Origin of the sequence: Pleomorphomonas diazotrophica (assembly GCF_002844595.1) — a bacterium.
In the GTDB taxonomy this organism is placed as follows: domain Bacteria; phylum Pseudomonadota; class Alphaproteobacteria; order Rhizobiales; family Pleomorphomonadaceae; genus Pleomorphomonas; species Pleomorphomonas diazotrophica.
On the sequence record NZ_PJNW01000012.1, the window covers coordinates 98,064 to 108,545 of the forward strand.

Sequence of the window (10,482 nt, forward strand, 5' to 3'; positions counted from 1 at the left end):
CATGTCAGCCAACGCCAGCGTGTTCGCGCAGTCCTTCTTCCACGGCACCAAGGCCGACCTCCGGCCGGGCGACCTGATCGTCGTCGGCCACGCCTCCAACTTCTCGGGCGCCGATGCCTTGAGCTGGGTCTATTTCGCGGCGACGCTCGACGCCGCCATCTGGGGAGCCGAACTTGCCGCCGGCAGCGGCCCTGGCCGCATCTACGTGGTGGAGCCGACCGGCCCCGTCGAGGACGACCCCAACCTCACCGACAAGAAATTCCCCGGCAACCCCACCCTCTCCTACCGCTCCCGCGACCCCCTGAGGATCATCGGCGAAGTGACCGGCTGGCAAGGCCACTCGGCCGATCAGGTGCAGGCGATGAAGGAGGGATTGGCAAAGCTGGCGCGCGAGGGGCGCGATGTGATTATTGATTGAGGGCTTTGCTTGCTCCCGCGAAGTTGGAATTTCTTGAAATTATCGACCGTCCGGCGTATGTAAGGAAAGTCCTTACCGAGGATTTCGATGATCACGAGCAAGCTGACGACCAAGGCTCAGACGACGATACCGCTACCCATCAGGAACGCGTTGCGTCTGCGTGAGGGTGACGAGATTTCCTACAGCATCGAAGGCGACGTGGTGACGATGCGCAAGGCGCAAACCGTCACCGCCGAAGATCCCTTCGGCACCTTCAACGAGTGGGACAGCGACGCCGACCGGAAGGCCTATCGTGACCTTTGAACAGGGCGACGTCGTTCGCGTGCCGTTTCCCTACACCGACCGCCCCGTCCGCCAACATCGGCCGGCCCTTGTGGTCAGCAATGGCGGCATCGGCGAGGAGGGTAAGCTCCTATGGGTCGCCATGATCACCTCGGCCGAGAACCGTCCATGGCCGGGCGATGTCGAGATCGGCGCAGCCTATCAGGATGTCGGCCTGCCCGCCCCGAGCGTCATCCGCCCCGTGAAGATCGCCACCATCGAAGCCTCAAGCGCCGAGAAGCTTGGGCACATGACGGCCCCGATCATGTCGCAGGTTGCCGAGGAGATCCGGAAGCATCTGGAGCAATAGGTGTCCCTTCTTCTCTCGCCTCGACCTCTTCGCCTTTGGCGTTCGGGGACCACTTGTCTTTGGCGCTATTGAGCAGATCAACCAGGGTGGACGGACTCATCGGCCATAGCCCACCGATGCCGCCATCTACGCCAAACAGGCGTCTGGTCACGCCGCACTCTTCACCACGTCGGAGTTCGAAAGTGAATCCCACATACCCTGTGTTGCCCCGGGAAGAGCGGCAGATGACAAACTTCGAAAAGTCCGGCCACGCATAATGACGCGTCCTAAAGCCACTGAAGAGGGCCAAACCTTCTGGCGAGAGCGTCAGGCGCGGCGGTGCGACAAGAGCCCAAAAGCTAGTTAGGGCACCGCCCCCGGAGAAGAAAATACCAGCATATGCAATAACATGCGTACCCGGTCTCGTGGAGCCATTCGAGATTATGAACACGCCGAGGCATACGAACGCCAGGCAGGCCAAAAGCAGCAGGATCGCCTTTTCCGCCGAAGCCACAATGACGATCGGAGGGCACTCAAGGCTACCTTGCACACCGCTGGGTTTTACTTCAGGCATCTACCCCCCACCGGATCTCTCGTCAGGGCCCCCACCTAAAGAGAGACGGCCAAACTGCTTTCGCTTGGCCGCAATAAACCCGCACCCGCGAGTTGTATATGAACCTTGTACGTCGAAGCCCGATTGGCAGCAATATCGCTCGGGTCAGCCGTCCCCGTCGGCGAAGCGCCGAGAAGCCCCCTACCCCCTCAAGAAATACAACGTCTTCCTAGGCCCACTGCCCTCCGTCGCCACGCTCTCCCGGATGATCGCGCCCGTATCCTCCAGCGTCTCGATCACTTCCCTCAGGTCCCTTGCCTTCAACCTGTTCTTCATCCGCGCCCTTAAGGTCTCCTGGCTGATCTCGCCGCCTTCCTTGTCGATGATGCGCAGCACGCGGTTGGCTTCGGCCTGGAACTCCGTTTCGGAGATGTAGAGGCGGCCCATGCGGTAGAGGGTGCGGGCGGACCAGAGGGCGACGGCGCGGCCCCACTGCATGTCGTCCTCGCTGATGCGGGGCATCACCGGGTCGCGGCCGCCGGCGCGGATGGTCGCCATGCGCACCGCCATTTCGGCAGCGCGGCCGATGAAGTTCTCGGCGTCGGCGTCGCGGTCCTGCCAGGCGAGGATCTCGCACTGGAAGGCCGTGTAGACCGCCTCGGCGCCCGGCCCCCAGGGGATGACGAAGGGCTCGATCTCCACATCCGTCTCGTGAAGTTTCGAGGCGACCACCAGGGGATTGCCGCCGCCGAACAGGCGCCTGAGGCTGCCCGACAGCTTCTCGGGCACGGTGAGCGGCGGCTCCTTCGGCTCGCGGTCCTCGGTGCGGCTTGCCACGGTCAGAAGCGTGAAGCGGTTGAGGAAGCCGTTGCTGACGTCGCCGCCGTCCAGCGCCTCGAAGAAATCCTCCGGCGTCGAGGCGCCGTAGATGGAGAGCGCCGGCGCCCTGACGGTGCGGGCCGGCGTCGCCGCCCATTCCGGCGTTGTCATCAGGCCGAAATTGGTGCCCCACACCGAACGCATGATCTTGGAAATGCCGCGCTCGAAACCGGAGGCGCGCTTGGCGTTGATGCGCTTCAAGAAGGCGCCGAACTCGTCCATCGGGCAGAGCGACAGCGGCTCGCGCTCGATGAAATGGATGACCGCAGGCATGGAGATGAACTCGTCCGGCCCGATGGTGCGCGTCATCTTGGCGGCGGCGAGCAGCCGCTTGATCTGCTGCAGCGCGTGGTCCTTGCCGACGCCCGACGGCGCCAGCGCCAGCATGTAGAGCACGGTGGAGCTCAGCGTCGGCCCGGCCCAGAAACGGCCCATGGCGGTGCCCACCAGCGTCAGCGCCGCCCCGAGCGCCAGGACACGGTTGGGCCGGCGGGCGGTGGCGCAGATCCAGTCGGTGATGTCGCCGACGAGGCCGGGCACATGGGTCAGCGTGTCGGGGAACTCCACGGCGGCGCGGGCGCGCTTTGCCTCATGCACCACTTCGCCGGTCGCCTCGTCGACCACCGCGCCGGAGCGCTCCTTCAGAAGGCGGCGCGGCCCGGTGGATGCGCGCGGCGGCTCGGGCCGCGTGTCCCTCGGCGCCTCGCGCGGAAAGGCCCTGCCCTTCCTGAGGCCGCTGCGGATGGTGGCAAGGCAGGCCGGCAGGCCGTCGTCGGCGGCAAGGCCGCACCCCTCAGCCGCCGCCGTGAGCAGCGACGTGGCCGTGGCTTCCGTGAGCCAGCCGGCGCCCACCATCTGCCCCAGGGCGAAGGCGCTGCGGTTGAGCTGGTTGTTGCGGCCGCCCTTGCCGGCGGCGCGCATGGCGGCAAGTTCCGCCTCGATCGCCCTATCGGCATAGCGGCCGAGTCTCGCGTCGGAGAGCGGCGGCGCGCTGCGGGCGCGCGCCTCCGGCTTGGCGGCCATCTCCACTGTGGCAGCCGGGGGATCGATCAGCGCGTAAAGCCAGTCGGGCACCGGCGGCGCGGCCTTCAGCGCCCCGGCCGGCACGGGCTGATAGGCGCCCTCGCCGTCGGCCCTGAGTGCACCGGGTGCCACCACATAGCCGCCGTCGCCGCGGATGTTGATGCCGCGCCCCTTGAGCAGCCCTTCGCGGTTGCCATGGGCGCGTCCCTCGGGCTGGCGGAAATAGATGTGGCGGCCGCCACTGGGCGTATCAACGGCCGGCGCCCTCACGCCTGAGTCCACTTCGCCCCTGGCCACCTCGCCCCAAGCCTTGATGCCGTCGGCGCCGCCCTCGTGCCGGTCGAGGTCGACCACCAGAAGCTGCGACCGCCCGAGATGGATGGCCGGCATGGCCTCCGGCCAGCGCCGCCACCAGGCCTCGATGGCCCCGGCGTCGGTGGTGGCGTCATCGCCCCAGCGCACGTTCGGGCAGGGCTTCTTGGCATCGGGACCGGCGCCGCGCACGGGAAAGACAAAAAAACCGGCCCCCGCCAGGTCGAGCGCCAGCGCCCGGTTGGGGGCCGGCGGCAGGTCGGCGATCGCGAAGGGCGTGGTCAGCGGGGCCATGATCAGCTGACGGCCTCGCCCTCGACCATCCGGCGGATCTCCTCCACGAAATGCGTCTGGAACGTTGTGAGGAAGGCCTCGTATTCCTCGGTGCTGAGGCAGGCGAGATCGGTCTTGCCGATGGTGTCGAGAAACTGGCCGGCCCGTTGTGCCGCCAGCGCAAATGCCTTGCGCTCGACGACGTCGAAGTCGCGCATGCGCGCCACCCGCCGGGCACGGTCGAGACCGCAATCGTTGCATACCCACACCGCCGGCATCCGCCCGTCGGGCGCATGGCCGATGCCGTCGGCCCGCCGCCCGCAGATGCCGCAGGTGGAGTAGTGATGCGAGGCCGGCCCCCTCATGCCGCACCCCGCCGGAGGCTGCTGCGAGACGACACCCAAAAATTGTGCTTCCATTTCTGGAACAAATAAGACATTGTTAACTGGTCGCCGAAAGACCGGCACTTTGCCGGCTTTTCGACCGTCGTTCCCACCGCTGCGCCCAACGCCCCGTTGAAAGGAGAACGACCGCTGATTGCATCCGATGCAATACGCCACAGGGCCCGCCTGCAACTCGAAGGGCGTTCCCCCATACCCCTCGCTTTCCGGACCACGGCTTGGTTCCGCAGCGATGGCAGTCTGATCGTCGAAGGCGAGGCCAGTGCCGAAGAGGATCTGACATTGATGATCGGCGCCCGCGGGCGCATCGACTTGAACCACGAGGGCGTCAGGCTCGGCGTGAGAATCGCGGCAACAGACCCCGACCACGGCATCGTTCGCTTCCTCGTCCAACCAAGGACACTCTTGTGATGGACAGCTTCCAGACCCGCCCAACCACCACCCCGCAAACCATCACGCCGAAGCAGGCGATCACCCTGGTTCAGCAGTTGGCGGCAACCAACTACGGTCCGATCGGGCCCATCAACTTCGAGTTCATCCCGCTGAGGGAGGACGGCGGCGCCCAGGCCAACTGGGACCTCGCCTTTCGACCCTCCCCGTCCAATGCGGAACCGCCGAGCGCGCGGCGACGGGCGGCGATCCAGCGCGCCATCGCCGAGGTGCGCGCCACCCATCCCCAGATCCGCTGGCCGTGATCCGGCCGGCCCGGCGCCTCTCGGCATGATCACGGTTGCCCGCCGGTCCGCGCCAGCACCAGGCGCTTGCTCTCCTCGGTCATGGCGTAGCCCTGGCCCCAGATGGTGTCGATCCGCACCTGAAACTTCCGGAGTTTGCCGCGGATCTTGCAGACGAACACGTCGATGATCTTCGGCTCGGCCTCCGGCGCCACCACGGCGTGGAGGTGCGGCTTGGTGCAGGCGCGCGCCTGCATCAGGCATTGCAACAGCCGGCTCTCGGCCGGCGTCAGGCCGAACTCCGTCTTGCAGCTCATCAGGAAATCCAGCCGCGCGTCGAGACGGATGGGCGCCGTGGTCGGCTTGCGCAGCCGCGATCCGGCCGGCCAGTCGGCCTGGGGCATGTCGGCGATCACGCCATCCTCCAGCGCCTGCCGCACGATGCCGTGGGCGCTGTCATAGGGGATCTTGAAGGTGCGGCTCAGCGCGCCGATCGGCACGCCCTCGTCGGCAAGGCGGACGATGGAGTTGCCCACGAAGGTGCCGCGCAGCGGATGGTTCACGGCCGCACCCCTTCTTCGGCCAGCGCCGCGTCGGCAAGATCGAGCGCCTCGTCGATGGTGAAGGCGCCGAGGCGATGGCCGTCGCGCGACACTGTGTAGCGGGTGGTGAGCTCCAGGAGGCAATAGGGCCGGATGGCTTCCAGCACCCCCGCTGTCGCCCTGAGGGCGGTCATGATCTTGTCGTCGGGCATGGGTTCGCAGGTCATCGTCACGCCTCCGTGCGATGTGGGGTGGATCTCGAGTTTGAAGGTGTGCGCTACCCGGCCTGGGTCACGGGTCCCACGGCCGGCGGACGCTGGCCGCCTGCTTCAGTCGCGACGCGTCCAGCGGGCGGTAATCCTTGATGGTGTTGCGGTCGCCATAGCCGTCGCTGCCCGGACGGATGTCGACGCGGATCATCACGGGGATGCGGTGCAGCTCGTCGCTGTCGGCGATGCCGGCAAGGCCGGCGGCGGCACACAGGCGGGCCAGCATCTCCTGGGCGATGCGTTGCGCCGTGGCGTGGTCGTTGACGATGTTGAGCCATTCGGTGACGCGGCGCCCCCGGAAATCGCCGGCACCGATCTCGAAGACGAGCTTCAGCGTCTCGCCGCGCCCCGAGGCGGTGGGCAGCACGGCGCTCTCCACCACCTCGGCCTGATAGTCACCGGGCGGCACCAAGCCGGGCGCGACATCGACACGCACCGATCGTCCGGGTCTTGCCATCGCCTTTCTCCTGTTCCGCCAAAGGGTGGGCATGGGGGAGGCGCATCGTTGGAGATGATCACCTCCCCCGCCCCACGACGAGCCTGTCGGCCGTCGAATTCATGTGATGTGCCGCCTGTTACGAAGCGGGTCGATTACCCCCCCGCGGGCGGGGAGGACGGTCCGTGAGCACCGGAAGCGCAGAAAGTCGCGCTAGGCGGCCGCCGGAGTAGAATTTCCGGGCGGTCTCATGGGGGCCCCGGCGGGCGGGGAGGACGCCCGCCGGGGTCGGGCGCGGGGCCGACGACGGCCTCGACGCGCTCAAGGGTCTTGAGCGTCATCGAACCGCCGGACCGGATCCGCGCCACGAACTTGCCGTCGTTGACGACATATCGGCCAAAGGTGCTCTCGCTGATGCCGCGCGCCGCGCAGTAGCACTCAATGCGAGAGAGAAGAGCGGTTATCGGGTTCATGCGCAGATTGTAATGGTCAAAATCCCATCGTGTCAATGGGCAAATACCCGTTGACGGGGCGATGAACAATGGGCATAATCCCACTATGGAACAGACATGGAAATCACGCCTCGAACGCCTGATGCGCGAAAAGGGCTTCAACATGAAGTCCCTGTCGCTCAAGGCCGGGCTCGGCGAAACCTATGTGCGGGACATCCTGAAGCGCGGCCGCGAGCCGGGCGTCGAGAAGGCGCGCGCCCTGGCCGAAGTGCTGGGCGTCCGCATGACCGAGATCATCAGCGAGCCCTACGCCATCGCGCGCGAGGCGGAAACCGAACACGTCCCCTTCGACGAGGACAACGGCAACGGCTGGCAGGAGGGTTGGCAGGCCCGCCTGCCCGGCGGCTCGGCCGAGGTGGATGCACGGGCCGGCGCCGGCGACGGCTCGTCGGGCCAGGTGCTGACGCTGCGCTCCGGCGGCATCCAGTCGGGTCATCTCGTCACCGGCGAATGGGTGGTGCCGCGCATCCATCTCGGCGCCAATCCGGCCCGCGTCATCTTCATTCCGGTGATCGGCACGTCGATGCAGCCGATCCTCAACCCGTCCGACGTGGTCGCCGTCGACACCACGGTGAGCGATATCAAGGACGCCGAGATCTATGTCATCGACGAGGGCGACGGCCCCTCGGTGAAGCGCCTTCGCCTCAACCACGACGACAACCCGCGTACCGTCGACATCATCTCCGAAAACCCGGCCATTCCGCCCAAGCGTCGCCCGGCCGAACTGGTGCGCGTCATCGGCCTTGTCATCGGCAAGTGGTCGCGGATGTAGGCGTCGCCTGAAATCGCACTACACGCCTTCGTGAGGCGGAAACCGGCCCGTTAACCGGATCTATGCGTCGCCGTCAATGTTTCGGTGACAAATCCTGACCGATATATACATAATTGTTTATACGTATCGCGCCCGGCCGATGGTTCGGCGCGTGGGGAATAGGCTGGACACGCGCCCGCCCGCCGGCTTTCGGGCCGCCGGGCGAACTGCCGGAAAGGGGGCGACGGGACAGAATGTTCGATGATTTGATCGCCCTTGGGCAGGACAGATCCCAGCAAAGCCGCGCCGACCTCCTCAAATCGCTCGCCAGGCTGTTCATCCACGGCGGCGAGGGCCACAGCGACCGGGAAGCCCAGCTGTTCGCCGAGATTCTCCTCCGGTTGGTCGATCAGGTATCGGTGGATGCGCGGGCGCAGCTGTCGCACAAGCTGGCGCCGCTCGCCTTCACGCCGCACGCGGTGGCGCTGCGCCTTGCCACCGACCAGGACCGCAAGGTGTTCGCGGTGATGCTGGAGAAATCGGTGGTGCTGACCGAGGCCGACCTGCGCACCATCGCCGCGTCCTACAGCCAGGGCCACCTGCTGGCGATCACCCGGCGGCAGGGGCTCACCGAGCGGGTGACCGACGTGCTGGCCATTCGCGGCAATGCGGCGGTGCTGATCGGCGTGACCGGCAATGTCACGGCACGTTTTTCAGAGCTCGGCGTCGAATGGCTGGCCATGCGCGGCATCGATTATCCCAAGGTGCTGATCGCCCTGTCGCAGCGGGCCGACATGCCGCGCGAGCGGCTGAGCCGCGCCGTCAAGGCGCTGGACGACGAGGCGCGGGCCAAGCTCGGCCATATCATCGCCCTGTCGCCGCGCCTCGCCCTGTCGCTGAAGAGCGAGGCCAGCGAGCGGGCGCAGCAGAAGAAGGAGAGGCTGGAGCGGGAGATCGCCGCGCTGATCCGCCACGTCAAGGACGGCCATGTGACGCTGGACGACTGCATCGCCCGCTTTGCCCGCGAAGGCCGCATCGAGGTGATGGCCGAGCTCCTGACCCAGGCGACCGAACTCGAGGAGGCGCATATCGCCAGAGCCCTCGCCCACGGCAACGACCTGGCGCTGGCCGTCGTCTGCCGCAGCCTCAGCGTCAGCAACAACGCCTATCTGATGCTGGCGCACATGCTGGCCTCGCACCTCGGCCTGCCGCAGAAGGAAGCGCACGGCTGGGCCCGGAATTATGCCGAAGTGGACCGCGCCTCGGCCATCCGCGCCCTGCGCTTCCACCGCATGCGCATGCCCGGCGCCAAGAGCATGGTAAGGCCCGACCGCCTCCGCCACAGCCTCAGGTGAACGCCGAGAGCACCGGCTTTCCGCAAAAACAATGCGACAACAAAGAACTGGAGCATGTTGGCGAACCAGAGTTCGCCGGGCGTGCTCTAAGTTTTGAATTTTCGCCGAAAGACTTTCGTAACGCTAATTGCGGGCATCTGTGGTGTTCAACCACACGTTAAGCCTTGGCGCCCAAGTTTTCCCTATTGGTATTTGCGTAGTTGGCATTCGGTGGAGCTGAAAACCTCGACCTCCCGGGGGGAGAGGCACCGCTCGGATGCTGGAGCAGTCGCCCGCCGACCATATCGGGTCATATGGCCGGCGAGTGCTCCCCGAAGGGGCGACAGACCATGATGTTCGACAGATTGATTGCTCTCAGTCAGGAGAAATCCAGCGAAAAGCGCCGGGATCTCCTCGTTTTGATCTCCGAGCTGTTCACCGACGGCGCGGAAAATTACACCGACGCCGAGACCCGGCTGTTCGGCGATATCCTCTGCCGCCTCGTCGATCAGGTTTCGGTCGATGTGCGGGCCCAGTTTTCCGAGCAGATGGCGCCCCTTTCCTGCACGCCGCACGCGGTGGCGCTGCGCCTTGCCTGGGATGAAGAGCTTTCGGTGTCCGGCGTGATGCTGGAACAATCGGACGTCCTGACCGATGTCGACCTCCGAAACATCGCCGGCTCGCTCTCCCAGGGCCATCTTCTGGCGATCACCCGCCGCAAGGAGCTCAGCGAGATGGTGACCCAGGTGCTGGCCGAGCGCGGCAACGCCGAGGTGCTCGAAGGCGTCACCAGGAACGAGAGGGCGCGCTTTTCCGACCTCGGCCTGAAGCGGCTGGCGACGCGCAGCCTCGATTACCCCAAGATTCTGAAGGCGCTGTCCAAACGGGCCGACATGCCGGCCGAGCGGCTGGCGCGGGCCATCGCCGCCTTTGACGCCGAAGCGCGGACCAAGCTCGAGAACCTCGTCGCCGCGTCGCCCGATTTCGCGGCGCTGCTCGTCAACGAGGCGGCCGGCATCGCCCGCCAGCAGAAGCAGGAGCTCGAGAAGGAGATCACCTCCCTCGTGCGCCGGATCGGCCAGCGGCTCAGCACGCTCGACGAGGCCATCGACGCCTTCGCGCGGGACGACCGGCTGGACGCGGTGGCCGAACTGCTCGTCCAGGTGAGCGGCCTTGAGGAATCGCACATCGCCAACGTGCTCAACCACGACAACGGCTATGGCATCGCCGTCGTCTGCCGCAGCCTCAGCATCGGCGACAAGGCTTACCTGAAGCTGTCGCAGCTGCGCGCCAAGCATCTGCGGCTGGAGGCAGCGGCCATCGACGCCTGGCTTGCCAACTATGCCGAAATCGACCGGCAAGCCGCCGACCGCGCGCTCTATTTCCACCGCATGCGCATGGCCGTGCTGAACGCCGAGAAGAGGTGAGCAGCAGGATCGGATCCGGCGCCCTATATATGCCACTCGCTCCACCTTCCTGAGGTCCACCTTGAATT

At 66.3% G+C, this 10,482-nt stretch carries 13 protein-coding genes; 7 read left to right on the forward strand and 6 right to left on the reverse strand.

The features are described from left to right. Position 1: 1 nt before the first annotated feature. The 3 genes from arr (at position 2) to CXZ10_RS15375 (ending at position 1,049) form a co-directional block, all read left to right on the forward strand. Positions 2–418 (forward strand): NAD(+)--rifampin ADP-ribosyltransferase, encoded by a 417-nt coding sequence (gene arr / locus CXZ10_RS15365; protein WP_101290235.1) that lies wholly within the window; start codon positions 2–4, stop codon positions 416–418. Between the two features lie 87 nt (positions 419–505). Further along, on the forward strand, positions 506–721 hold the full coding sequence (locus tag CXZ10_RS15370; protein ID WP_101290236.1) for an AbrB/MazE/SpoVT family DNA-binding domain-containing protein: 216 nt from the start codon (positions 506–508) through the stop codon (positions 719–721). Further along, entirely contained in the window at positions 711–1,049 is a 339-nt protein-coding gene (locus CXZ10_RS15375) for a type II toxin-antitoxin system PemK/MazF family toxin (protein WP_244617216.1), read from the forward strand. Before CXZ10_RS15370 ends, CXZ10_RS15375 begins: the two co-directional genes overlap by 11 nt. Positions 1,050–1,782: 733 nt before the next feature. Here the strand turns inward: CXZ10_RS15375 and CXZ10_RS15380 are convergent. Next, on the reverse strand, positions 1,783–4,089 hold the full coding sequence (locus CXZ10_RS15380) for a bifunctional DNA primase/polymerase (RefSeq protein ID WP_180336019.1): 2,307 nt from the start codon (positions 4,087–4,089) through the stop codon (positions 1,783–1,785). Between the two features lie 2 nt (positions 4,090–4,091). Then, the gene (locus tag CXZ10_RS21585) at positions 4,092–4,862 is read right to left on the reverse strand and encodes a DUF6511 domain-containing protein (protein WP_180336020.1); all 771 of its coding nucleotides are present in this window, start codon (positions 4,860–4,862) and stop codon (positions 4,092–4,094) included. A 17-nt stretch (positions 4,863–4,879) separates the two neighbouring features. Here CXZ10_RS21585 and CXZ10_RS15385 point away from each other — a divergent pair, with 17 nt between their 5' ends. Then, the gene (locus CXZ10_RS15385; RefSeq protein ID WP_101290239.1) at positions 4,880–5,164 is read left to right on the forward strand and encodes a hypothetical protein; all 285 of its coding nucleotides are present in this window, start codon (positions 4,880–4,882) and stop codon (positions 5,162–5,164) included. Positions 5,165–5,193: 29 nt separating this feature from the next. Here CXZ10_RS15385 and CXZ10_RS15390 read toward each other — a convergent pair whose 3' ends face one another. The 4 genes from CXZ10_RS15390 to CXZ10_RS15405 all read right to left on the reverse strand — a co-directional run bounded on the left by CXZ10_RS15390 (position 5,194) and on the right by CXZ10_RS15405 (position 6,932). Next, the gene (locus CXZ10_RS15390) at positions 5,194–5,706 is read right to left on the reverse strand and encodes a winged helix-turn-helix domain-containing protein (protein ID WP_244617215.1); all 513 of its coding nucleotides are present in this window, start codon (positions 5,704–5,706) and stop codon (positions 5,194–5,196) included. Then, on the reverse strand, positions 5,703–5,912 hold the full coding sequence (locus tag CXZ10_RS15395; RefSeq protein WP_101290240.1) for a hypothetical protein: 210 nt from the start codon (positions 5,910–5,912) through the stop codon (positions 5,703–5,705). Before CXZ10_RS15395 ends, CXZ10_RS15390 begins: the two co-directional genes overlap by 4 nt. 64 nt (positions 5,913–5,976) lie before the next feature. Further along, positions 5,977–6,411, reverse strand: a complete 435-nt coding sequence (locus CXZ10_RS15400) for a DUF669 domain-containing protein (protein WP_101290241.1) — start codon at positions 6,409–6,411, stop codon at positions 5,977–5,979. 227 nt (positions 6,412–6,638) lie between these two features. Continuing rightward, positions 6,639–6,932, reverse strand: a complete 294-nt coding sequence (locus tag CXZ10_RS15405) for a hypothetical protein (RefSeq protein ID WP_143741539.1) — start codon at positions 6,930–6,932, stop codon at positions 6,639–6,641. A gap of 52 nt (positions 6,933–6,984) precedes the next feature. Here CXZ10_RS15405 and CXZ10_RS15410 point away from each other — a divergent pair, with 52 nt between their 5' ends. From CXZ10_RS15410 to CXZ10_RS15420, 3 genes are all read left to right on the forward strand, one after another. After that, entirely contained in the window at positions 6,985–7,674 is a 690-nt protein-coding gene (locus CXZ10_RS15410; protein ID WP_180336021.1) for a LexA family transcriptional regulator, read from the forward strand. A gap of 233 nt (positions 7,675–7,907) precedes the next feature. After that, complete coding sequence (locus CXZ10_RS15415) at positions 7,908–9,008, forward strand: DUF2336 domain-containing protein (protein ID WP_101290244.1); 1,101 nt, start codon at positions 7,908–7,910, stop codon at positions 9,006–9,008. 329 nt (positions 9,009–9,337) lie between these two features. Continuing rightward, positions 9,338–10,414 carry a DUF2336 domain-containing protein gene (locus tag CXZ10_RS15420; protein ID WP_180336022.1) on the forward strand — a complete coding sequence of 359 codons (1,077 nt, stop codon included), beginning with the start codon at positions 9,338–9,340 and terminating at the stop codon, positions 10,412–10,414. Positions 10,415–10,482 lie beyond the last annotated feature (68 nt).